This window comes from Aurantibacter sp. UH7, from assembly GCF_056839165.1.
This window is the reverse complement of record NZ_CM166388.1, coordinates 1,428,259-1,452,679: the sequence shown is the minus strand read 5'-3', so window position 1 is coordinate 1,452,679 and position 24,421 is coordinate 1,428,259. Positions and strand designations below refer to the sequence as shown.

Annotated in this window: 23 protein-coding genes; 8 read left to right on the top strand and 15 right to left on the bottom strand. The window is 34.5% G+C overall.

Translation table 11 applies throughout. The annotated features are described in order from the left end of the window. Position 1: 1 nt before the first annotated feature. The 6 genes from UH7x_RS06265 to UH7x_RS06240 form a co-directional block, all read right to left on the bottom strand. Positions 2–286 (bottom strand): hypothetical protein, encoded by a 285-nt coding sequence (locus UH7x_RS06265; RefSeq protein WP_482362863.1) that lies wholly within the window; start codon positions 284–286, stop codon positions 2–4. Positions 287–316: 30 nt separating this feature from the next. Beyond that, positions 317–2,341 carry a serine hydrolase gene (locus tag UH7x_RS06260; protein WP_482362862.1) on the bottom strand — a complete coding sequence of 675 codons (2,025 nt, stop codon included), beginning with the start codon at positions 2,339–2,341 and terminating at the stop codon, positions 317–319. 28 nt (positions 2,342–2,369) lie between these two features. Next, the gene (locus tag UH7x_RS06255; protein ID WP_482362861.1) at positions 2,370–2,960 is read right to left on the bottom strand and encodes a hypothetical protein; all 591 of its coding nucleotides are present in this window, start codon (positions 2,958–2,960) and stop codon (positions 2,370–2,372) included. Beyond that, positions 2,957–3,121, bottom strand: coding sequence for an RNA polymerase sigma factor (locus tag UH7x_RS06250; RefSeq protein WP_482363586.1), 165 nt, complete (start codon positions 3,119–3,121; stop codon positions 2,957–2,959). The genes UH7x_RS06255 and UH7x_RS06250 overlap by 4 nt, the downstream gene beginning before the upstream one ends. Positions 3,122–3,130: 9 nt before the next feature. Then, on the bottom strand, positions 3,131–3,463 hold the full coding sequence (locus UH7x_RS06245; RefSeq protein ID WP_482362860.1) for an RNA polymerase sigma factor: 333 nt from the start codon (positions 3,461–3,463) through the stop codon (positions 3,131–3,133). A gap of 141 nt (positions 3,464–3,604) precedes the next feature. Further along, complete coding sequence (locus tag UH7x_RS06240; RefSeq protein ID WP_482362859.1) at positions 3,605–4,546, bottom strand: carbohydrate kinase family protein; 942 nt, start codon at positions 4,544–4,546, stop codon at positions 3,605–3,607. A gap of 137 nt (positions 4,547–4,683) precedes the next feature. On the opposite strand from UH7x_RS06240, the gene UH7x_RS06235 reads away from it, so the two are divergent. From UH7x_RS06235 to UH7x_RS06220, 4 genes are all read left to right on the top strand, one after another. Next, on the top strand, positions 4,684–5,820 hold the full coding sequence (locus UH7x_RS06235; RefSeq protein WP_482362858.1) for an SPFH domain-containing protein: 1,137 nt from the start codon (positions 4,684–4,686) through the stop codon (positions 5,818–5,820). A gap of 125 nt (positions 5,821–5,945) precedes the next feature. Continuing rightward, a complete protein-coding gene (locus UH7x_RS06230; RefSeq protein ID WP_482362857.1) occupies positions 5,946–7,028 on the top strand; it encodes a TFIIB-type zinc ribbon-containing protein in 1,083 nt (360 codons plus the stop codon). Then, the gene (locus UH7x_RS06225; RefSeq protein WP_482362856.1) at positions 7,025–7,747 is read left to right on the top strand and encodes a metallophosphoesterase; all 723 of its coding nucleotides are present in this window, start codon (positions 7,025–7,027) and stop codon (positions 7,745–7,747) included. The genes UH7x_RS06230 and UH7x_RS06225 overlap by 4 nt, the downstream gene beginning before the upstream one ends. Positions 7,748–7,810: 63 nt before the next feature. Then, positions 7,811–8,806 carry an acyl-ACP desaturase gene (locus UH7x_RS06220; protein ID WP_482362855.1) on the top strand — a complete coding sequence of 332 codons (996 nt, stop codon included), beginning with the start codon at positions 7,811–7,813 and terminating at the stop codon, positions 8,804–8,806. Between the two features lie 73 nt (positions 8,807–8,879). Here the strand turns inward: UH7x_RS06220 and UH7x_RS06215 are convergent, their stop codons facing one another. Together UH7x_RS06215 and UH7x_RS06210 are read right to left on the bottom strand one after the other, a co-directional pair. Continuing rightward, the gene (locus tag UH7x_RS06215) at positions 8,880–9,428 is read right to left on the bottom strand and encodes a hypothetical protein (RefSeq protein WP_482362854.1); all 549 of its coding nucleotides are present in this window, start codon (positions 9,426–9,428) and stop codon (positions 8,880–8,882) included. A gap of 25 nt (positions 9,429–9,453) precedes the next feature. Next, positions 9,454–10,362, bottom strand: a complete 909-nt coding sequence (locus UH7x_RS06210) for an OmpA family protein (RefSeq protein ID WP_482362853.1) — start codon at positions 10,360–10,362, stop codon at positions 9,454–9,456. Between the two features lie 219 nt (positions 10,363–10,581). Here UH7x_RS06210 and UH7x_RS06205 point away from each other — a divergent pair, with 219 nt between their 5' ends. Next, complete coding sequence (locus tag UH7x_RS06205) at positions 10,582–11,448, top strand: hypothetical protein (protein ID WP_482362852.1); 867 nt, start codon at positions 10,582–10,584, stop codon at positions 11,446–11,448. Positions 11,449–11,683: 235 nt separating this feature from the next. Further along, on the top strand, positions 11,684–11,818 hold the full coding sequence (locus UH7x_RS06200; protein WP_482362851.1) for a hypothetical protein: 135 nt from the start codon (positions 11,684–11,686) through the stop codon (positions 11,816–11,818). Positions 11,819–11,977: 159 nt separating this feature from the next. On the opposite strand, the gene amaB is transcribed toward UH7x_RS06200, so the two are convergent. The 4 genes from amaB to UH7x_RS06180 form a co-directional block, all read right to left on the bottom strand. Next, a complete protein-coding gene (gene amaB, locus UH7x_RS06195) occupies positions 11,978–13,531 on the bottom strand; it encodes an L-piperidine-6-carboxylate dehydrogenase (protein WP_482362850.1) in 1,554 nt (517 codons plus the stop codon). A gap of 58 nt (positions 13,532–13,589) precedes the next feature. Further along, entirely contained in the window at positions 13,590–13,952 is a 363-nt protein-coding gene (locus tag UH7x_RS06190; protein ID WP_482362849.1) for a DUF1304 domain-containing protein, read from the bottom strand. Positions 13,953–14,024: 72 nt separating this feature from the next. Beyond that, the gene (locus UH7x_RS06185) at positions 14,025–14,558 is read right to left on the bottom strand and encodes a 3-hydroxyanthranilate 3,4-dioxygenase (RefSeq protein ID WP_482362848.1); all 534 of its coding nucleotides are present in this window, start codon (positions 14,556–14,558) and stop codon (positions 14,025–14,027) included. A 117-nt stretch (positions 14,559–14,675) separates the two neighbouring features. Continuing rightward, a complete protein-coding gene (locus UH7x_RS06180) occupies positions 14,676–15,161 on the bottom strand; it encodes a CAP domain-containing protein (RefSeq protein ID WP_482362847.1) in 486 nt (161 codons plus the stop codon). Between the two features lie 363 nt (positions 15,162–15,524). On the opposite strand from UH7x_RS06180, the gene UH7x_RS06175 reads away from it, so the two are divergent. Together UH7x_RS06175 and UH7x_RS06170 are read left to right on the top strand one after the other, a co-directional pair. Continuing rightward, a complete protein-coding gene (locus UH7x_RS06175) occupies positions 15,525–21,038 on the top strand; it encodes an alpha-2-macroglobulin family protein (RefSeq protein ID WP_482362846.1) in 5,514 nt (1,837 codons plus the stop codon). 71 nt (positions 21,039–21,109) lie between these two features. Beyond that, positions 21,110–21,442 carry a hypothetical protein gene (locus UH7x_RS06170; protein WP_482362845.1) on the top strand — a complete coding sequence of 111 codons (333 nt, stop codon included), beginning with the start codon at positions 21,110–21,112 and terminating at the stop codon, positions 21,440–21,442. A gap of 95 nt (positions 21,443–21,537) precedes the next feature. Here the strand turns inward: UH7x_RS06170 and UH7x_RS06165 are convergent, their stop codons facing one another. From UH7x_RS06165 to UH7x_RS06155, 3 genes are all read right to left on the bottom strand, one after another. Continuing rightward, positions 21,538–22,275 carry a hypothetical protein gene (locus UH7x_RS06165; RefSeq protein WP_482362844.1) on the bottom strand — a complete coding sequence of 246 codons (738 nt, stop codon included), beginning with the start codon at positions 22,273–22,275 and terminating at the stop codon, positions 21,538–21,540. Positions 22,276–22,417: 142 nt separating this feature from the next. Further along, positions 22,418–23,560 (bottom strand): helix-turn-helix domain-containing protein, encoded by a 1,143-nt coding sequence (locus tag UH7x_RS06160; protein WP_482362843.1) that lies wholly within the window; start codon positions 23,558–23,560, stop codon positions 22,418–22,420. 413 nt (positions 23,561–23,973) lie between these two features. Continuing rightward, a complete protein-coding gene (locus UH7x_RS06155) occupies positions 23,974–24,273 on the bottom strand; it encodes a hypothetical protein (protein ID WP_482362842.1) in 300 nt (99 codons plus the stop codon). Between the last annotated feature and the right edge of the window lie 148 nt (positions 24,274–24,421).

Sequence of the window (24,421 nt, the reverse complement as noted above, 5' to 3'; positions counted from 1 at the left end):
CCTAGCTGGGATATTGCGCGTAAAAGAAAAACCACATAATCCATATCGCATAAAAAATCAATGGACAAAGTAATGCATTTGCAAAAAATATCGCCGAGAATGCTTTATTGATAAAATAAGATAGAAGTCCCAAAATCAGATTAATTCCAAGCAAAAGAAAAACAATGGGTAAAACAGTAAGGGCAAAATCTGATTTGAATTTCATTACATAAAACCAAATTCCCATTAGTATAGATTCTGATATAAGAATTCCAATTCCGTATTGAACTATTTTTCGATGTTTCATTATATTATCTATTGGCATACTCGTAACACGTTATTCAACCAATTTTTTACCGGGTATATTCTGGCCGTTTTGGTGTAAAGTCACGCTTTCAACTACACCATCTTTATTTTTATTAAAAGTAAGTTGTGCATTGACGACTTTTAAATAAAACTCATTTTCAGATTTTGGAAAAACAAGAAGCTCAGGTTGCCCAGTTGCCTGTGTTTTTAATTGCGTGCCGTCTCTAGTTACAGTCAATATAAAATTGGGCGCTAATTCATATTTACCAACATAGGTTTCTAAAATGGCTTCATCTATTATCACATCTTCAATTAAGTCGTCCATATTTACCTCTAGTTCATCCAACTTTTTCCCTGGCATGTTTTGGCCGTTTTGGTGTAAAGTCACACTTTCTATAATTCCTTCTTCATTTTTGTTGAATGTGAGTTGTGCATCAACAACTTTTAAATAAAACTCGTTTTCAGATTTCGGAAAAACAAGAAGTTCAGGTTGTCCAGTTGCTTGTGTCTTTAATTGCGTTCCATCTCTAGTAACGGTTAAAATAAAACTGGGTGCTAATTCGTATCTGCCAACATAGGTTTCTAGAATGGCTTCATCTATTATTACATCTTCGATTAAGTCGTCTGTATTTACCCCTAGTTCTTTTAGTTTTTCAATTGCTTTGGGATTGGCTGGGTTGAGTTTTACAGATTTCTTAAAGTTTTCGATGGCGCTTACCTTATCGCCACTCTTCATTAGTGCAGCGGCATAATTACCATAAACATTAGATGAGTTGGGGTAGACTTCAGTATTTAGTTTGAGAACTGCAAGGGCTTTTTTTATTTCTTGCTTGTTTATATATTCATTTCCCAAGCGGTTCATTTCGGTTTCTCCAAAATTAAATTCAAAGGCATTATTTTTCTTTAAATCGGAATATGTCTTTAGCCCAACTTCTAGGCCTTCTTTGTCGATAACCTTTTTAATTTTGGTCGCAATGGAAGGTTTTACATCATTTAAAGGCGAATCAGAATGTAATATGTGCAGACCGATATCGTCAGCCCCAATGTTTGAGTTTGAAAGTACGACTACCCCTTTGTCGCCACCTTTTATAAATCCGGCAAAAGTTCGATAACCACCAGTGCCACCATTGTGCCAAATTATTTCAGTATCATCGAGTACCTTGGTAAACCACCCCAAACCTATTATTTGTTCTTCCTCTTCTTCTCTAGAATTCTTTTGTGCCAATTGCATTGCGGGGTAAAGGTCACTTTTTTTAGTTCCCATGTTGAATGCTAAATAGTTCAGCATATCAATAGCGTTCGATCGAATTGCACCGGCACCCGCCAACGTTGGTAGGTCCCAATTCTCGACTTGGACGCCACCACTGTGCCCCATGGCGAGATTATTTTTCATGTTGGGGGTAAGGGTAATACCGGTATCTTCAAGACCCAAGGGTTTGGAAATGACTTTTGCTAACAATTCTTCGTAGGTAGTATTGTTTTGTTTGGCTAAAGTATAGCCTAATAAACCCATAGCATAGTTTGAATATTCAAATTGTGAGCCGATATCACGCGGAAGTTCGTAGCTCTCCAAAAAATCATATAGCTGTTTCTCGGTATAATCAGCAAACGGATTATTGAGATTTGCAGGATTAAAATTTGAAGGCATTCTTGGGAGCGAAGAAGTATGATTCGCCATGTTCACCAGTTTAATTGATTCGCCATTTCGAGTAGGTGCCGCAATACCTTCTGGAAGATATTTTTGTAATGGGTCGTCTAATTTTAATTTATTTTTCAACACCATATCGGCCAATATTATACCTGTAAAAGTTTTGGTGATAGAACCAATTTCAAAAACGGAGTTTTCATCAACAGGTTCATTTGTTTTTAGAGATTTTACACCAAAACTATAATAGTTAGTTTTATTTGCTTCAATAATACCAACTACAATTCCGGTATTGATTCCGTTTTCTATGCGCAGTTCAATGTTTTTGATTGTCTCGTCAGATAGTTTTGTCTGTGCTTGGCATGAGAATAGAATTACTATCAATAGAAAAGCAGCTATAATATTTTTCATGTTTATGTATTTTTTATGCATAGTGGTTTTATTCCTCCATCACTTCTATAAGTTCGTCAATTTTTTTTAATCGAGGTGTAAATTGCTTTTTAACGGACCATTTGTTTAGATAATGAGCCCCAATCGCCATAGCTATAAAAAGGAAAAAAGTAAAAAGAATTATGTTGGTTTTTTCTGGAATATGAATAAAGCCCAACATAAATAGAATTAAACCAGGAGATATGGGTAACACATACCAAAATACGACATTGTTAAGTGCCTTTTTCTGAATACCGAGAACTTCTCTGGTGCTATATAAATAATCTAAATAGTTTTCTGAATTGATATTTGACTTCTGTCTATTAAACCTAAAAAGACGAAAAACTATATATACTACAGCTATGACAATCAAACCCGACCCAATTCTTGTTAGGGTAAATGGGTGTGTGCATGCAGTATAAGCAAATATTGGAATACAAATTGCGAAAGCCAAGGTTTCCCTAATAAGCATGTTTTTCCAGACTCGATGAATACGTTTTAAACTTGACTCTAGCTCAATCATCAATCTAGATTTTTCAAATTTCAACTGTTCCACCTTAGGTGAAGATTGCCAAATATTTATCAATTCATCTTCCATCATAACATCGGTTTTAAACAATTCAACAATTTCTTTTTGATGCGCTTTATTTTAACGGCAATGGTATTTTCGGATATACCCGTAATAGCAGAAATTTCTTTATAAGGCAGTTCTTCTAAATACAAAGTAATAACTGCTTTATCGGCTTCGTTCAACTGCTTAATGCATTTACGTTATTGTAGAAGTTGCTCTTGTTGTCCATCTTCTGAAGCATCTGTTTTGTATATGTTTATTGCTTTACTATCTAAGCGAAGTGTTTTATTAGCCCTGCCAATTTCTTTGGTTTTTAATCGAAGACAAACATTTAATGTAATTCGGTACATCCAAGTGCCGATATTTGAATTGCCTTTAAAAGTCGGTAGCGCTTTCCAAATGTTTACTAAAACTTCTTGAAGTAAATCTTTAGTGTCATCTTCGTCTTTTGCATATACCGAACAAATACGCAGCAACTTGTATTGATGTTCTTCCAATGCATTTAGAAAAGTGTTTTCTAAGTCTTCATTCATGATACATACCTGCTTCTACCTATTTAGTGACAAGACAGGTGAAAATATGACAAGGAATTTGAAGTTCTTTTATAGGTAAGTTTGAAGACCTATTTTAAATAGCGCTTTTTCTTGCCTATAGAGATAAAGAAGAATTAAATTTTAGAATATTTGTTCGGCACTAGGTAATGATGGAATGGCACCAAAATTTGTAGTTGTAATTGCTCCAGCTTTATTAGCAATTTTTATCATATTTTCTAATACATCAGTTTCAGTAATGATACTTTTCGGGTCTGATAAAGATGAAATTTGGCGGAGTAAACAACCAATGAAAGCATCGCCAGCGCCAGTTGTATCAACAGGTTCTACTTTAATGCTGTCAACCGTCTTTTTTAAATTTTCAGTGCTAACATATGTACCTTTACCACCTAAGGTTACTACAATTAATGGCACTCCCATCTCATGAAAATAAGCACAAGCATCTTCTGTATTTGATTTTCCTGAAAGTAATTGGGCTTCCTCTAAACTAAATTTGCAGAGATGCGATTTTTGAATAAAAGGCATGCATTTTTTAATGAAAGTTTGAGAATTGTCTTTCCATAAATCTTCTCTAAAATTAGGGTCAAAACATATAAAAGAATTCTTAGTAAGCGCATCAAATAAATAATGGGTGTAAGCTTCTTCTAAACTACCACCTAGCAGTGCTGTAGCAGCACCAAAATGAACGATGTTGTCTTTAAATTGTTGTTTTACTGCTTTATCGTATTTCAATTTTTTATCTGCACCTCTACTGAAAACAAAATCTCTTTCACCATCATCTGAGATAGAAACGAATGCTAAAGTTGTAAAGCTTTTTGAGCGCTGAGCTAGATCTAATTCAACTTTATATTCCTTAAGCACGTCTAATAAAAAATCGCCAAATTGATCCTCACCAATACAGCCGATAAAACTACTTTTTCCGTCGAGTTTTGAAATTGCGCAAGCTACATTAGCAGGAGCACCTCCAGCTTTTTTTGTAAAAATATTAGCTAATGAAAGGTCGTTACCTTGATTTTCAGCAACAAAATCAATTAATACTTCTCCAATACAAAAAACCGTTTTCATTTGTGTGCAAATTTCTTTTAAACATTACTATCATTAGTAGTAAAGTGCAAAAGGTAGATAAAAATTAGGGATAATTTAATATGCTCTCCTAAATAAATCCTTATCTTTTTATCAAAATATATAAAACTATAAACACAATGAATTTATTTGATGAAATAAAGAAAAAGCTAAGTCACGAATTTATAGATATTGTTGAATGGCTCGACAATACAAATAATACCATAGTATATAGATTTGAACGTTACCAAAACGAAATAAAAAATGGCGCTCAATTAATTGTTAGAGAAGGACAAGAAGCTGTTTTTATAAGTGAGGGTCAATTGGCCGATGTCTTTAAACCTGGCACATACACTTTAAATACGCAAAACTTGCCAATTTTATCTACCATAAAAGGTTGGAAATATGGTTTTAATAGTCCGTTTAAAGCTGAGGTGTATTTTGTAAATACCCGATTATTTACCGATGAAAAATGGGGAACTAAAAACCCTTTTATTTTAAGTGATGAGCGATTCGGAATGGTTGAAATACGCGCTTTCGGTACATATAGCTTTCGAGTTAAAGAATCTGGAAAATTTGTAATAAATGTGGTTGGTACTGATAGTCATTTCACTAATTACGAGGTAAACGAACATCTTAAAAGCTTAATAGTTACTAGGTTTACCAATACCATAGGTGAGGCTAATTTACCTATTGAAATGTACGCGGCAAACACTACTGAGCTTTCAGAAACTTGCCAAGAAGTAATGCAACCGGAGTTTGGTAGAGTAGGCATAGAACTGGAGAAGTTTTACATAGAAAATGTTTCGATGCCGGAGGAACTTAAAAAGGAAATTTTTGAGTACAGCCGATTAGATAAATTAGACATGACTAAACTTTCGCAATTTAAAACAGCAAAAGCAATAGAAGAAGCTGCCAAAAATGAAGGTGGTACAGCTGGTGCCGGAATGGGAATGGGAATGGGCTTTGTTTTAGCACAGCAGATGGGTAATATGATGAATCCAAATTTGGGGCAACAGCCTGTCATGAAACCCCAAGCTGGTTCAGTAGCGCCACCGCCAATACCCTTGCAAACTATGTATTATTATGCGTTTAGCGGACAGCAACATGGTCCTGTGCCTTTTGAGAAGTTACAAGAACTTTTCGCTAATAGAACCGTAAATAAAGACACCCTAGTTTGGAAACAAGGTTTGGCTGCATGGGTTGCTCTAAAAGATGTTGAAGAACTAAAAGTATTCTTAGGAGGAAATACGCCACCACCTTTACCAACCGCTTAATCTAAATTACAAAGGGTTGGATATAAGTCTTGAAGCTATTTTCAAGGCTAAGTATTAATATGGAACTATTGGTCCAAAATAGATTTCCGACAAGATTTAAATTATTAAATCTGGAAATGACATAAATGGAAGAAGTTAAAAATTCAGAAAGTAAAAAGGCATGTGCCTCTTGTGGAGCAGAGCTAAAATATAAACCCGGTTCGCATCAGGTAAAATGTGAATATTGCGGTTATGAGGAGTTTATTGAAAATTCAAAAAGTAGTTTCGAAGAATTAGAACTGCAACATTATTTAAAAGTTGTGGGTGATAATGCGTACACCGAAACTATAGATTTGTTGCATTGTAAAAATTGTGGTGCTAATCAACATATAGAAGAAAATTATAAATCGCTTCATTGTGTGTATTGCAGTGAGCCTTTAATAAGAGAGGATGTTAATAAAGAAGGGTGGATTATTCCCGGTGCTCTCGTACCTTTTCAACTTGATTCTAACAAAGCACAATCTATTTTTAAAGGTTGGGTAAATGGTATTTGGTTTGCTCCAGATAACCTTAAAAAGGCTGCATTAGACCCAGAAGGGTTGCATGGTGTTTATATTCCACACTGGACATTCGACGCAAAAATACGTGCGAGTTATCAGGGGCAAAGAGGGGAATATTATTATGAAACTAAACGGGTAAAAACTAAAAACGGCGTACAAAATAGACAAGTTCGAAAAACGAAATGGTATGGGGCTTCTGGTGCCATCAATGATTTTGCAGATGATATACTAATAAATTCATCTGAAAAAAAACGACGCGAAATTCCGCAAGCTGTTTCTTTTTGGAATTTAGAAGAATTAGCTGGTTTTAATTCTAAGTATTTATCGGGCTATGTAACTGAAAAATATACTATTTCGCTAAAAGAGGGGCATCATCGTTCTTTTCAGAAAGCAAAAGAGATTGCTTACAATAGTATTCGTCGAGATATTGGTGGTGACACACAACGCATACATCACGCAGATATTAAATTGTCTGATGAAACTTTTAAGCATATTCTGTTACCTATGTATATTAGTGCTTATCGGTTTAATGGTAAAGAATTTCACTTTTATATAAACGGGCAAACGGGTAAAATAAGTGGCACAAGGCCCTACTCGTTTTGGAAAATATTCTTTTTGGTGATTTTTATCATTGTTGTTATTGTCTTAATTGCGATTTTTGCACAATGAGAACACTAGTAATAGGAGATATACATTCTGGTTTGCGTGCACTTAAACAAGTTTTTGAGCGTGCACAAGTTACTACTGCTGATAGACTAATTTTTTTAGGTGATTATGTAGATGGATGGAGCGAAGCCGTTGAAACTGTTGATTTTTTGTCGGAACTTGATGAAACGTATCAATGTATTTTTTTACGAGGTAATCATGATGAATTGTGTCTAGAATGGCTCTCTAACGATGAAATAAATGAAGTTTGGTTACAACATGGCGGTCAGGCTACTTTTAATTCGTATCAAAATGACGTTGATGCCAGTGATTTACACATGATGTTCTATGAAGGCTTGAAGAATTATTATATTGATGAACAAAACAGATTATACTTACATGCTGGTTTTACCAATTTAAGAGGAGTGGAGCATGAATATTCTACCAAAACTTTTTATTGGGATCGTACCTTATGGGAAATGGCACTTTCTCTAAATCAAGATTTAAGTATAGATAGTCCTTATTACCCAAAAAGGTTGATTCATTATCCCGAAATATATATTGGGCATACCCCAGTAACACGTATGGGTGAAACTACGCCGCAAAAAGCAGCAAATGTATGGAATATAGATACTGGAGCGGCATTTAAAGGACCACTTTCAATTATTGATGTTGATACCAAAGAGGTTTGGCAAAGTGACCCTGTTTATCTTTTGTACCCTGGTGAAAAAGGGCGTAATTAAAAGAGACTTTTAATTTAAGACATGTTTTAACTATATTATTGCGAACTTTGAAAAAAATAGAAAATGGCCGAAAAGAATATTAGGTTAGAAGTAATGCAGGCAATTGAGCACAAAGTTGATGGGTTCATGAACCAATTTCTTATTCCAGTTGAAGACATATGGCAACCCTCAGATTTTTTGCCAGATTCTGAAAATGATAACTTTTTAAAGGAAGTTGAAACTTTACGAGGAGAATCTAAGGAACTCGGGTATGATTTCTGGGTTACTATGGTTGCAGATACTATTACCGAAGAAGCATTGCCAACATATGAATCTTGGTTGATGGATGTTGAAGGAATTAACCAACATGACGGTAAGCCAAATGGATGGTCTAAATGGGTTCGTGCATGGACAGGTGAAGAAAACAGACATGGCGATGTCCTTAATAAATATTTATACTTGTCGGGTAGAGTAAATATGCGGGAGGTTGAAATTACAACTCAACACTTACTTACTGATGGCTTTGATATTGGTACAGATAGAGATCCTTATAAAAACTTTGTATATACTTCTTTTCAAGAATTAGCAACGAATATTTCTCATAAGAGAGTAGGGCAAATGGCTAAGAAAAAAGGAAATGCGTTGCTTGGTAAAATGTGTACCATTATTGCTGGTGATGAAATGCGACACCATTTGGCTTATCGCGAATTTGTTAAAACTATTTTTGGAGAAGACCCTTCTGGCATGATGTTGGCTTTTGCTGATATGATGAAAAAGAAAATTGTAATGCCAGCTCACTTTTTAAGAGAATCTGGAGGAGCAGTTGGTGAGGCTTTTGAAAACTTCTCTAATTGTGCCCAACGTTTAGGTGTGTATACTGCACAAGATTACGTTGATATTTTACGTAAGCTTAATGTTTATTGGGAGTTAGAAACGGTTAGAAGCTTAAATGATGAAGCGGAAAAAGCTCGTGATTATCTTATTAAATTACCTTCGAGATTAGAACGTATAGCGGAACGTATGAAGTTTCCTGAAGATGATTATCGTTTTAAATGGGTAGAAGCTAACGGAAGGATATAATATTATTTTAAGTATAAAAAAAACCCTGTTAATCAATTGATTAACAGGGTTTTTAGTTTAATTATGAAAATGATTACAGTTTGCCGTGATCATGTTCATCTTGCCATTTAGATAATTCAGCCCATTTGCCTTCATAACACATTTTGGCTTGCATTGGCCAAGATGCTGGGTTGTGAACTTTGTAGCGATCACCACCACCATCTAATACTTCTTGGCATTTTGCAACCGGAGTCTCTGAAAGTGCTTTCCAAGTTGTGATTCCAGCATTAATAAACATCTCTGAAATTTTTGGACCTATACCTTCAACAACTTTTAAATCGTCTTGCTTTATAGTCTTACCAAAGACTGCTTTAGCAGCAGCTCCATCAAAAGGTATTAATGCCGCTACAGCTGGCGCCGCAGCCATTGCAACTGGTGCAGCTACTTTTGCAGAGAGTTTACCATTACAGGCATCTAAATCAGCTTTTAATTTTGCATTTTTATCTTGTAACAATTTAAGATCCGCAGTATTATCAATCGTTGTACTTTTTCCTTTTCCGAGTAAATACCCAAATAAAGCACCTAATAATGTACAAAGAAGCGGAATTAACCAGCACCAAAAGTTTGAAAAATCAATATCCATTTTTATTTATTTTTTTGTTATTTATTTAATTTAATGTCACAACGGTTCTTCGGTTCTTAGCTCTGCCTTCTTCCGTGGCATTACTTGTAACCGGTTGTGTTTGACCTTTAGAACTAGCATTGATTTTTGAACTAGATATACCATTTTTAGTAAGGTATGCTTTAGCAAAATCAGCTCTATCTTGGCCAAGCCTCATATTAGTAGAAGCTTTACCCGTATTATCGGTGTGGCCTACTACATTACTGCTAGCATCAGCTACTTTATCTAAATAATGAGAAATGTCAGCAATTTTTTGTCGCTGTGCTTCAGTTAATGAAATTGATGCTTCTGCAGTATCAAAATAAAGAACTAAGGGGTCTGCCTTTATTTTTTCATACAAAGCTTTCATGTCGTCGGCCGTATTTGCAGCTTCTGTTTCTAAACTATAAGAAACGGGGCCAAAATAAGTATTGTCTTTTGCAACCATTTCGTCTTTAAGTTGCCCAAATGTGTTTATTTGAGTTGACGAAATGCCGGTTTCAACCAAGCTATTTTTAACCGCATTTGCTCTTGCAAGCCCTAGGTTTGGAAAAGCTGAATCGTTAGTTTCATCACTTGTATAAAAACCAGTGATGTTCACTACTTTTTCAGAGTTTTCTCCTAAAAAGGTTTTTAAAGAACCAAGGCAATCGCTTACCTCTGTTGCTAAAGGTGCTAAAATACTAGAAGACGACACATTAAAATTGTAATTGTCGTTCACATTACACGCATAACCTTCATCGCTTAATGCAAAGGGGTAAGACGTGGTTTCGGGTACTGCTGGAGCTACCACTTTTTCGACCGGGTCATTGTCTGCTACCGCCACTCCGCAAGAGCTGCAGAGATGATAGTAGAGATAAATACCTGCCAGAATCGTCAGTAAGATTCCAATCAGATTTGTTGTTGTTTTACTCATTGTTAATAATTATTTAGTGTTTAACCTACAATGTATTAAAAATTCAGGCAAAATGTTAAATTTTTAGCATTTATTATCTGATTGTTAAGCCTTTGAGTGTATATTTTATAGGTTGTTGACGTAGGAAGTATACAAAATGGTCAAAATTCTTTTTTCTATATGTTAACCCCATTATCTATTAAAACATAAAGAGACATATAAACTTTAAAATTATTTGTCATGAACTGTATGAAAAACAATAAAGAAGAATGTGTAATAATAGACACAGTAATTAAAAAAAGAAAGAACTTTTTTATGGCCTATTTTTTAGTAATAGCGCTTATTGTATTAGCGTCCTGTAAAAAGGAGAATTTACAAGATGCTGTCTTGCAAGATACGGTTGAAACTTCATCAACAAATGCGGGTAGTACAAATGGTACTAACGGAACCAATGGTTCTAATGGTGAAGATGGCAGTAACGGTGATGATGGAGCTGATGGTCAAGATGGTGCTGATGGAACGGATGGTCAAGATGGCGCAGATGGTCAAGATGGCGCAGATGGTCAAGATGGTGTTGACGGAGCAGATGGTGCTGATGGACAAGACGGAGCCGATGGTGCTCAGGGTCCACAAGGAGAGCAAGGTCCGCAAGGAGAACAGGGTCCAAAAGGAAATACCGGAACTGCCAATGTGATATATTCTGGATGGATTGATACGACTTTTCCAGCGAATATTCCGGGTCAAGGTGCTGGAATAACCATCAATGCAAATGATTTGACTCAAGATATCATTGATAAAGGAATGGTATTGGTCTACGCCAGAAATTTGACCATATTTGGCTTTGATGTATTTCCATTGCCAATAATTAATGCAGGAAATCAACATGCTTTTAGATTGGAAGGCGTGAAAAAATTACGTCTTACTATAGCATCCTTAGATGGAGGGGCAATAGGTCCGAGGTTTTTTGAAGGCTATCGTTATGTTCTAATTCCTGGAGGAAGGTCAGTAAACAACGCCCCTGTACTTACAACAACAAGCAGTAAAGTTATGGATTACAGCAAAATGTCTTATAGCGAAGTTTGTGCTGCATTAAATATCCCAGAATAAAATAGTGTTTGAGTTAGGTTGGTTTTTCCGCCGATTGCTTTGACAACTGTGTCCAATGCTTTCGGCGGATTTTAACTAGTAAACTTATGAATATTGCAAAAGGTTTACAGGTAGAATTTAGACTAAACCATTTATACAAAATAATGGTACAGTTATACAAGATATTTGCAGATTGGCACATATCTAGATTAAACAAGGAAACAATATCCTATTTTTAATATGTTAACTAGAACAAATGAAAACGAGAATAGTAAATATGTTGACATTCTTTTTAATGGTAATGGTGTTGGGAACACAAACACTTTTACATGGCAGTTGGACTATAAAAGAAACTGAGAATGCCAGCTCAAATAATAAAACAAAAAATTAGGTCCTTTTAAGTAGTAGAATATTTATTTAGTAGTTTAATATAGTTAGTTTTAAATTAACCGTTGTAATTCAAACTTGTCTTTCGGGGGAACGGACAAATTAGAGATCAGCGGTTTTTTTATTCCCTATTTTTTACCATTTCTATTTCTTCTTAAACCTATTAAAGGTCAAATTTAATGCCTTGCGCTAACGGAAGTTCTGTAGTGTAATTTATAGTATTCGTCTGGCGTCTCATATATACTTTCCAAGCATCTGACCCCGATTCTCTGCCTCCTCCTGTATCCTTTTCACCACCAAAGGCACCTCCAATTTCCGCTCCAGATGTTCCAATATTTACGTTTGCAATACCACAATCACTTCCAGCAACTGAAAGGAAATGTTCTGCTTCACGTAGATTATTCGTCATAATTGCAGATGAAAGTCCTTGAGCTACACCATTTTGGATATTGATTGCATTTTCAACTGTGCCAGAATATTTTAATAAATAAAGAATTGGCGCAAAAGTCTCATGTTGTACTATTTTAAAATTAGGTTGCGCTTCTGCAATGGCAGGTTTAACAAAACATCCGCTTTCGTAACCTTCACCTTCTAAAACACCACCTTCAACAATAATAGTACCCCCTTCTTCAACAACTTGTTCTAAAGCTGTTTTATACATTGTTACAGCTTCCTTATCTATTAACGGTCCAACATGATTATTCTCATCTAATGGGTTTCCTATACGTAATTGTTTATAGGCTGCAACTACAGCATCTTTAACTTTATCATAAATTGAATCATGAATTATTAATCTTCTTGTTGAGGTGCATCTTTGCCCAGCTGTACCTACTGCTCCAAATACTGCTCCGATTACCGTCATTTTAATGTTAGCATCAGGAGTGACAATAATTGCATTATTTCCTCCTAATTCTAATAATGATTTACCCAAACGAGCTGCCACAGTTTGTGCCACGATTTTCCCCATTCTTGTAGAGCCTGTTGCAGAAACAAGAGGTATTCTAGAGTCGGTAGTCATCATTTCACCTACTTTATAATCCCCATTTATTAAACATGATATTCCTTCAGGTAAATTATTTTGCTTCAACACTTCAGCAATTATATTTTGACAAGCAATTCCGCAAAGTGGTGTTTTTTCTGAAGGTTTCCAAACACATACATCACCACATATCCATGCTAACGCCGTATTCCAAGCCCATACCGCCACTGGAAAATTAAAGGCAGAAATAATTCCAACCACTCCTAAAGGGTGGTATTGTTCATACATTCTATGTCCCGGGCGCTCGGAATGCATTGTTAATCCATGTAATTGACGCGAAAGGCCAACTGCAAAATCACAGATGTCAATCATTTCTTGAACTTCACCCAATCCTTCTTGGTAACTCTTACCCATTTCATAAGACACCAATTTACCAAGAGGTTCTTTTAATTCTCTTAGCTTATCGCCAAATTGTCTTACTATTTCACCACGTAAAGGGGCTGGTTTTTTTCTCCAAGTTATAAAAGCAGCAGTAGCTGTTTGCATTACTTTTTCAAAATCTTCGGAGGTAGTTGTAGAGACTTTTGCAATTAACTTACCATCTACAGGTGAATTTGATTCAATGCTTAATCCTGATCCGAAATTTAACTGTCCTGTTGATGTGCCATTATTATTGGCGGAAATACCCAATTTTTTTAAAGCATCAGGGATACCAAATGCAGCTGCTGTGTTTGACATTTTGTAACTTTTTACGCGTGTATTGTTATAATTTATTCAAATCTACGAATATTAGATGTTATCTAAATAAAATAAGAAGTATCGTAATTAAAGCAGGTAAGCCTTGAATAATGAATATTTTTTTCTCAACCGTAATTGCACCATATATTCCTGCAATTACTACACATCCTAAGAAGAAAAGTGCAACATTCTCTTTCCAAACTAAATCAGAAATAAAATAGGTCCACATCAAACCAGCGACTAAAAATCCATTGTATAGACCCTGGTTGGCTGCCATTGCTTTTGTTGGTTCGAACATGTCTTTCGGAAAATTTCGAAATATTTTCGGTCCCTTGGTGGTCCATGCAAACATTTCGAAATATAGAAAGTATAAATGTAGCAAGGCCACAAAACCTATAAGTATGTTGATTACTATTTCCATAATGTTCAATTGGTTTAGAAGTTCTTTAAATTAATATTTATGCACCTAAAACCGCACATAAATAAATTTTTGCTATCCTATAAAACGTTCATCTACAGGCATTACATTATTGCAGTTGTCACAAGTTCTTAGTTTTTCAGATCCATAAAAGACTTTGAAATGTGCTAGAAAATCTTTTTCAATATCCTCTAGTGTAAAGTAGGCTTCATATAATTTATGATTACAATTATCGCAAAACCAAAGCAGACCATCATCAATATTCATATCTGCTCGTTTACGCTCGATAACTAAACCAATACTACCCTCATGTCGTACAGGGGAATGCGGTACTTTTGCAGGATGTAAATACATGTCGCCAGGTCCCAATTGCATAGTTTTCTTTTGACCATCTTCTTGAATATGAACCTCAATATTGCCTTCTAATTGATAAAAAAGTTCTTCTGTCTCATTATAATGATAGTCTTTTCTAGCATTCGGGCCAGCAACAATCATTACAATATAATCTCCGGATTCTTTATATAGATTTTTATTTCCAACAGGTGGTTTCAGCAGATCTCGGTTTTCAGAAATCCATTTATTAAGATTAAAGGGAGGTGCAATTGCCATACGGGTAATTTGATTGTTTCAGGTGTTTTGCTAACAAATAACCTAAAAACGGGTTTTATCAAATTTAAAAAAAGAAACCGACATGCCCCTGAAGTATACTAAACAAAAAACAGAATGCTAACGGTAGAAGAGTTGAGTGAAATATAGTTTTCCATCTGCATTTACTTTCACACTTACTGCTGTATGCGTAAAATCGCCCTCCATTGTTTTTTTATGACTTGCACTTGCTAACCAATTGCCATATGCTCCGGATGCCGAATCGAAATTTCTGGCTACATTTTCAGCAATATATTCAACATTAACAGCGGCTGCAATTTTTGAAGCACGTGAGCTAAAATTATCGTGACTTAAACTGCCTTTAGCTATCATATAATCGTTGTGTGCATTTGCCTCAATATATGCTTCTTCACTAAATTCAAGAGAATTGGCGCCAATTGATAAACGGTGGTCGTTTACAATGTCTAGAAGCTCTCCTTCAATTACAATGTTATTCTTGGCTATTGGAAGGCCACTATTGTCTGTATTTTCTAAGGATTCTTTGCTGCACGAACTCCCCAAACATACAAACAAGACCAACATTAAGTGTTGTAATCTCATTTTCATATACAAATGTCTTTAAAGTAGGTCGTTCTAGTACCACTTTAAGTAGGAGAAAAGAAAGGGGAAATTCTTGTGTTCTAATGTTGAAATGGGGTTTCAACATTACGAATATAGAAAAACTTGCCAGTGCAGTAATCGAATAAATACGTTTTTCGACGAAATACACGAACCAGCTATATTTTGTAGTATAAAAGTGACAATATTTATAATCTCAAATTGCCATCCTTACAGGAAATATATTTATTGAATAATCGTTTTTATACTACTGGTTGTGTTAAAACCATTGTTTTCTGGGGCAATATTTCGAGGTTATAGGAATATTATTATGGGGAAACGCTTTAATTTCATCTTCAAAATGTATCATGCATGCGTATTAAATCTTTAGTGTCAATTGCGTTATTTTTATTTATTACCTCATGTTCAGAAAAGAAAACAACTTTTGAAGACTTTAGTAATTTAAATAATTATAGCGATTTTATTTCTGATGCATCACACGGTATTATTTCCGTAAAAAGTGATGTGCGCGTAGTCTTAAATGAGCCTATTGAGTCTTGGCAGAAGGGAAATGAATTAGATGGTGATTTGTTCAGGGTTAACCCTAAAATAAATGGTAAAGTTGTAGCCTTAAATGATAGAACAATTGCTTTTATTCCTGAAAATGGCTTTGAACCAGATACGGAATATCAATTTAGTTTAGCATTAAAAGAGATAATCACTGAGCTTCCTGAAGATTTAAAAGTACTAACCTTTGGTGTTAAAACACTTAAACAACAATTTAATGTGTATACTAATGAATTGCAATCATACTCAAAAGATTGGCAATATGTAGAAGGACAAATACGCACTTCGGATATTATTGATAGTAAAGAAGTGAAACAACTCGTTTCTGTTGAACATAATGGAAAGCAATTAAAACTAAAATTTGATACAACAGTCGAAGAAGGAACTCAATTTCAGTTTCGATTGGATAGTATTCAGCGATTTGAGGAAGATTCAGAATTGAAGATTTCTTGGAATGGTTCAAAATTTAATATTGAAAGTTCAGGTAGTAATACTTTAAAAATTCCTGGCAAGAATAATTTTTCTGTATTGAATGTGTCTGTTGATCGCTCTGATAAAAGTGTGGTGTTAATTAATTTTTCCGACCCTATTAAAAAAGGGCAAAACTTTAAAGGCTTAATAGTTTTACAAGGTGATGAAAATTTGAAGTATACCATTTCTGGTAATACGTTAAAAGTGTATCCTTCTGAAGATTTAAAGGGTTCGATTCCTTTGGAAGTATTTGAAGGCATAGAAAGCGCTGATGGTCATAGGTTAAAATCGAAATATGAAGATCGAGTTGCCTTTGAGCAATTGAAACCACAAATTCGCTTATTGTCAAACGGAAGTATTTTACCTTCTTCAGAAAACTTAAAAATTAATTTCGAGGCTGTAGGTCTAAAAGCTGTTGATGTTCAAGTATTGCGCATTTATGAAAATAACGTGATGCAATTTTTACAAGGAAATAACTTAAATGGTAATTATAATTTAAGAGCCGTTGCCAGACCAATTGCCAAAAAGAAAATTGATTTAGAATTCGGGTTAGGGGTAAGTAATGAAAAATGGATGGCACATGCACTTGATTTAAAATCGGTTATTACACCGGAACCTGGAGCTATTTATCGTGTTGAATTTAATTTTAAACCCGCCTATAGTAATTATACCTGCTCAGATTCCAATTTTACAAATGAAGAAACTCAAGAAGACAATTTTGATGATGAGAACGAGAGTAGTTCTTGGGATGGAATTGAAATGTATTATGATGATAGTTACTACTACAACTATAATTGGAACGAACGCGAGAATCCATGTCATACCTCATATTATTATGATAAAAAAGTAGGAATAAATATTTTAGCTTCAGACTTAGGTGTGACTGTGAAAAAAGGTCTGAATAAGAGTTATTTTATTGCAGTGACAGATTTGATTTCGACGAATCCAATTCCAGGTGCTACCATTACTTTTTATAATTATCAACAGCAAGCTCTAGGTAATGTTTTAACTGAAGCAGATGGAACATCATTTTACGATGCTGAAAAAATACCTTATTTCGCAATTGTAGAACATAATAGGCAAAAGACATATGTGAAATTAGGTGATGGTAATGCACTATCCGTAAGTAAATTTAACGTTTCGGGTGTAGCATTGCAAAAAGGAATTAAAGGATTCATATTTGGTGAACGCGGCGTTTGGAGGCCAGGAGATCAATTGTTTCTATCCTTTATGTTAAATGACAATGCTAATGAACTCCCAGAAAATCATCCTGTAAAATTTGAATTATTAGACCCTTATAATAAAGTGGTTCACCGTGAGATTAATACTATGGGTCTCAACAATTTTTATAATTTTAATGTAAAGACGAATGAAAATGCTCCTACTGGAAATTGGTTGGCAAAGGTTTCTGTTGGCGGAGCATCGTTCACGAAGACTATTAAAATTGAAACGATTAAGCCAAACCGATTAAAAATTAAAGCTGGTTTTGATTCTGAACTATTAACATCGGCAAAACCCGTTAAAGGTGATTTAGAGGTTCTATGGCTACATGGTGCTATTGCAAAAAATTTAAAGGCAGATATTAATGCCAAGTTCAATACGAGTACCACTACTTTTAAAACTTTTCCTGGATATGTTTTTGATGATCCGTCTGCGACATTCGCACCTCTAGAACAAACAATTTTTGATGGTAAAGTTAATGCTGAAGGAAAGGCCAATTTTACAATTGCTCCTAAATTAGATAGTAAAGCACCCGGTATGCTAAAAGCTGCATTTGTTACTAAGGTTTATGAAAACGGTGGTGATTTTAGTACCGATGTCTTTACTAAAACCTATTCGCCTTATACTACTTATGTTGGTTTAAATGTACCAAAGGGAGATAAAAATAGAGGTATGCTTTTAACGGATATAAAGCATAAGTTTGAAGTGGTATCTGTTGATGAACTAGGAAAGCCAAAGGCGGCTAATAAATTAAAAGTTACGATACATAAAGTCAATTGGCGTTGGTGGTGGGATACTTCTTCTGACAATCAAAGTGATTTTAGTAGTAGTAATTATAGAGAAAAAGTTTTTGAAGAAACCATTAGCACAAATGCAAGCGGAAAAGGTTCATTTAATTTTGAGTTAAAATATCCAGATTGGGGTCGCTATCTCGTTCGTGTAGAAGACCTAAATGGTGGGCATGCTACTGGTAAAGATATATATATCGATTGGCCAGGTTGGGCTGGAAAGTCTAAAAAGAATGATCCCTCAGCAGCGACAATGTTATTATTTTCAGCGGATAAAGAAAACTATAATGTTGGTGAAACAGCTACAGTAACTTTTCCGAGTTCAGAAGGAGGTAGAGCGCTTGTGACTGTTGAGAATGGAAGTGAGGTTTTAGAATCACTTTGGGTAACATCTAACAAAGGCGAAACAAAATTTGAATTACCAATTAACAAGAACTATACCCCCAATGTATTTATTAGCATAGCCTTATTGCAGCCACATGCAAATACAAAAAATGATTTACCAATTCGCATGTATGGTATACTTCCCATTTCGGTTGAAAATCCGAATACAAAACTGCAACCTGAAATTCAGATGCCCGATGTTTTGCAACCGGAACAAGTGGTAACCTTAAAAGTAAATGAACAAAAAGGCAAAGCGATGACATATAGCATCGCCATAGTCGATGAAGGTTTATTAGATCTAACACGTTTTAAAACTCCAAACCCATGGAATACTTTTTATGCCAATGAGGCGCTGGGTGTGAAAACCTGGGATGTATTTGATGATGTTATTGGAGCATTTGGTGGGCGAATAAATCAAGTTTTTGCCATTGGTGGTGATGGTGCTTTGGCGGGAGCAAAAAACAAAAAAGCAAATCGATTTGAGCCTATGGTGGTTCATTTAGGACCTTTTAGTTTAAAAGAAGGTGAATCTAAATCTCATCAAATAAAAATCCCTAAATATGTAGGCTCGGTGCGAACAATGGTTGTGGCTGGGAATTCAAAAAGCGCGGCATACGGAATGGTTGAAAAAGCAACTCCAATTCGAAAACCTTTAATGATTCTTGCATCATTACCTCGAAAAATAACACCGGGTGAAAAAGTTACTTTACCTGTTACGGTTTTTGCAATGGAAAAAAAGGTTAAAAACGTAACCATAAATATTAAAGATGATGAGGCATTTTCTATTACTGGAGGAAATTCTAAATCGTTGACTTTTAATGAGCCAGATGAAAAAATGGTTTATTTTGAATTGGATGTTTCTGACTTTAACGGAATAGGAAAAGTTATTGTTGAAGCATCGGGTAATGGAGAGAAGGCATCTTTTGAAATTCCTATAGATGTGGTTAACCCAAACCCGACCACTAGTGATGTGACTGATATCGTTTTAGAAGCAAATGCAAGTCAATCTATTAATGTAGAAACTTTTGGATTGACCGGAAGTAATTCAGCTGAAATTGAATTTTCAACTTTGCCTCCAATGAATTTTAATGGTCGTATGCAATATTTAATTCGGTATCCGCATGGGTGTGTAGAACAAACGACTTCGGCAGCATTTCCGCAATTATACTTATCTGAAATTTTTGATGTTCCATCAGAAAAGAAAAAGAAAATACAATCGAATATCGAAAGTGCCATCAAGCGCATAGGAGGATATCAAAATGCAAGTGGTGCATTTGCATATTGGCCAGGACAAGCTCAAGCTAATGATTGGGGTACTTCTTATGCCGGACAGTTTTTATTGGAAGCTGAGAAAAAAGGATATGTATTGCCAATAGGTTTTAAATCTTCTTGGGTTAATTACCAAAGACAAGTAGCCAAGCAATGGCGTGTAAATAGTAGTAGCGATCTTGCACAAGCATATCGTTTATATACGTTAGCACTTTCAGGAAATGCCGATATCGCGAGCATGAATCGTTTACGCGAAAGTTTAAATGTTTCTAATGAGGCCAAATATAGATTGGCAGCAACTTATGCACTAGTGGGTCAGAAGAAAGTAGCCCAAGATTTATTGAATGGAGCAACGTTTGACTTTAAGGCTAACAAGTATGATTATTACACTTATGGTTCAGCAACAAGAAATAGAGCAATGGCATTAGAGACTTTGGTTTTATTAGATGATAAAGCAAAAGCGCAAGAACTAGCTAAGAGCCTAGCTTTACTATTAAATAAAAAGAATTGGATGAGTACCCAAAGTACTGCCTATAGTTTATTAGCGATGGCCAAGTTTGCCGAAATGGTTGGTGGTAGAGGAATAAAGGCCAATGTAACCGTAAATGGAAAGTCTGAAGATGTATCAACGGACAAAACTTTGGCAAATCGGAACTTAAATATTCAAAAAGGAGGTAATTCGATTAGCCTTAAGAATAATGAGGCAAATACCCTTTACGTAAGTGTTGTTAATTCAGGAATTCTGCCTGTAGGTAATGAGAAAGTAGTACAACGGAATTTGTCTGCTACAGTTTCTTTTAAAGGAAGAAATGGAATTAAAATAGATGTTTCAAAAATTCAACAGGGTACAGATTTTATTGCTGAGGTAATCTTAAAAAATACAACTGATAACAGTTTAAAAGATGTAGCGCTGATGGAAATTTTTCCAAGTGGATGGGAAATTGTAAATACTCGATTTACCGATTACGATTCTTTTGATGAAAATAAAGTAAGCCATACTGACTTACGTGACGATAGGGCAAATTTCTATTTTGATATGGAGGCTAATGAATCTAAAACCTTAAGAGTTGTGCTAAATGCTTCGTATTTAGGACGCTATTATTTACCAGGCGTTCAAGCCGAAGCTATGTATGACAATGATTATGAAGTGCATACCAAAGGGCAATGGGTTGAGGTAGTGCAGTAGTAATTTTGAATGCTTCTTTTAAATGGTTTTGATGAAGAATTAAATATTAACTAGGTAATAATACTTCCTTAATGCTAAACACAAAACGCAAAATATTTGTTTATGTACTTATTGCCTTTTTAATATTAATTGCAGTATTATTATACTTAGATGCTAACACCAAAGGTTTTCCCGATGGGTATTTAACTGAACTTGACAAGGCAGAAAAACCTTTGTATTATTTTACAAGTATTCTGAGTTTGGTGGTTGCCCTTTTTTTGTTTTATTTAACCGCATTTAAAAGTAACGAGTATGCCAAAAGGTTTTTCTTTCCCACACTGGTTTTTCTTGTCTTTGTTTTTTTGATAATTGGATGCCTAGATTGGCATTTTATTATATCCTTAGATAATGGTTCGGGTGGATAAATACACAAAATTTACTTAATAAAATTAAATTAAAAAGCCCCTTAGATTTATCTAAGAGGCATAGTGTATTTTCGTTTAAAATTATTTTGGAGTTGCTAATCTTGCGAGCCAACATTTTCAAATACGATGACATCAATGTCACCTTCTATGCTTAAATCATGCCCAGTTTCACTGTTGGTGCTGTCAATATCCATCGTAAAGGAAAATTTCAAATTGTTTGTGGTATCATCAAAACTATAATCGCTCACTGTAGAAATATTGGCTACATTATTTGCAACCCTACCAGTATTGTTGATTGTCCCAGAGTGAGAATTATATAGTGTAATGTATTTTAAGTCATCAGAAAAAATGGTAAAGTCTGAAAACTCAATTCCTAAATCAAAGTTTTGAGATGATAAATCCGCATCATTGACATCTAGATTAATCTTAATGCCGTTTATTTCATCAACATTGGGTGAGTGTAATAGTCTTAAAAAGTTAAACTCAAGATTTGTATTTTTTGCTTCAAAACTGTTGTAGTTTAATTCAGGAGAAATAAAATCGAGTTTCGTTTCATAGTCAAACGCAACGCTGTCTGGTCGGATACCTTGAACCCGAAGTTCAATTGAACCATAATTTGTGAATTCTTCAAGACCAATTGCATCTGAACCATCAGTTCCATTTAATCCATCGGTTCCATTGGTTCCATCTTGCCCGTCTGAACCATCTACTCCATTGATGCCGTTGATTCCGTTTATACCGTCGACACCATCTTCGACACTACAACTTATAGCACTGCTAATAAATAACGCTAGACTGGTTGCACCTAGAATACGTAAAATTTTGTTTTTCATGATAAAAATGTTTTAAAGGTTAACTCGTATAGCATATGATTTATACTTATGAGCTTATTGATTTCCCTCAAAAACGGATCCATTATTATGAAAGTATTTTTAGGTAGGTTGTTCTTGTCCAGTATCTTACAAATTGATGAATTTAGGACGGTTTTTGAATTTTTTTACGATAATCGGTTGGTGTTATTCCCTCAATTGATTTAAAATATTTGTAAAAATTAGATTTTGAATTGAACCCAGCTTCTAGTGCGATCGCCATAATTTTGAAGTTTTTGAAATTTGTGTCTTCTAATAGTTCTTTAACCATTTCATGCCGATATTGATTGACAAGGTCTGTAAAACTTATATTGGCCTGGGCATTTACAATTTTTGATACGTAATTGGGAGAAATATTAAGTTTGTCGGCTATATCTTGTAGACCTAAGGTGGGATTTGTATAAATCTGTTCATTTTTTAATAATATGATGATTTCATTGTAATGCTGCATTTCTTTGGTGCCATTTTTTTTAAGTGACTTTTCCTTAGATGAAATTTTTATCGCTTTTATTCCTTGTCTTATTTCGGATCGTTCTTTAGCCAATTTCGACTGGTAAATTCCAGTATAACCCACCCAATAAATCCATAAGGTTAGAAATAACCATAAAGGGTAGAAAAGGGCTTGATTATTAATATCGGAGGTCATGTCAATAACGATTAAAATAACCCAACAAATAATAATTAGACAAGAGAGTATCAGCATTTTTCGTAACCAACCGAGTTTAATTATATAATGTTCGGGCATTTTTTTTTTGGCTGCACGAAATTTGTTCAACAATCTAAAGGAAGTTATAGCGGAAATTACGATTGCGGTTAAATTTAAAAGCTCCAAATAAAAATAGTATATACTCTTGATAATATCGGGCTTGTCGAATGCCAAAGAATAAAGTCGAATGCCCCAAATAATTAGAGATATTAAGATAAAGGGTAAGAATAATGCGAATGTATTTTCATGTTTTTTGCTTATTGACATTGTGGGCCTAACTGAATGTCGAACATAAAGATAAAAGCAGGGAGCTAAGATTAATGCCCATGGAATATGTAGAAAAACTAAAATGGAAATACTTTTCATAAGTCCAACATCCCAAGCATAATAATTGAGATTGCTTATACTTAAAAAAAGTACTGTAAGAGCCAGGTAATAATTGGCCTTACCTCGATATTTTTTATTGGAAATTATAGCAACAAAAAAAATGAGTCCTTGCAGTACCCCAGAAAGAATAAGAGTATTATAAATATTGAAGTTCATAGTCAATGGTATCAAAGTACGATGCTGTACTTAAGCTAGCCTTACCTTTTTTTAAGCAAAAGGATGGATAATACTTTGAACGTGAAAATATATTACTGGCAAGTTGAAGTAGTCCGTTATCTTACAATTTACAGAATTTAGGATAACTCTTAGATTTTTGTGGAAAGTTATTGACAATAAATATCAATAGATTTTATTCAGGCCCCATTGCAATATCATTAATCATTCTTAGTATGTTGATTTACCTGAATCAATTTAAAAGTAGGATAGCTGTTAATTTGTAAATAACAAGTTAACATTAAACAAAAGGATTTTTAAAAATTTGAACAAAAAAAAAGGAACCGTTCGAAAACGATTCCTTTTTCTAAATCAGTATGGATTGAATACCATATCAATTTATATATTCTAACTAACTACTCAATAGTTTTACCTTCTTCATCAAGAGTTAAAGATCCTACAGTTCCGTCTTCTAAAGCAACCTCTAATTTATAATGGTTTTCATCGTTTTTCTCTGCTTTATTTATTGTTGCACCCGGGTAGCTAGCTTCAATCATATCCGATACAGCTTGAGGAACTTCTTCAACTGAAATTTCAGAAAAATTATCTTGAGCAACAACTTCAGTTGCTGTTTCTTGAGCTTCAGTTGCTGCTTCTTGAGCAAATGTTGCGAAACTACCTAATGCGAATACTGCTGTAAAAATTAATTTTTTCATAATTCAAATATTTTAAATTAAACTGTTATTACTAATTGTTTAACCTACTTGAAAATAATGTGCCATCAATATTCAAAAAAATAAAATCGCTGATTTTCAGCGTATTAAAAATAAAATGAATTTATGCTGTTGTGTATTTCTGTAGTAT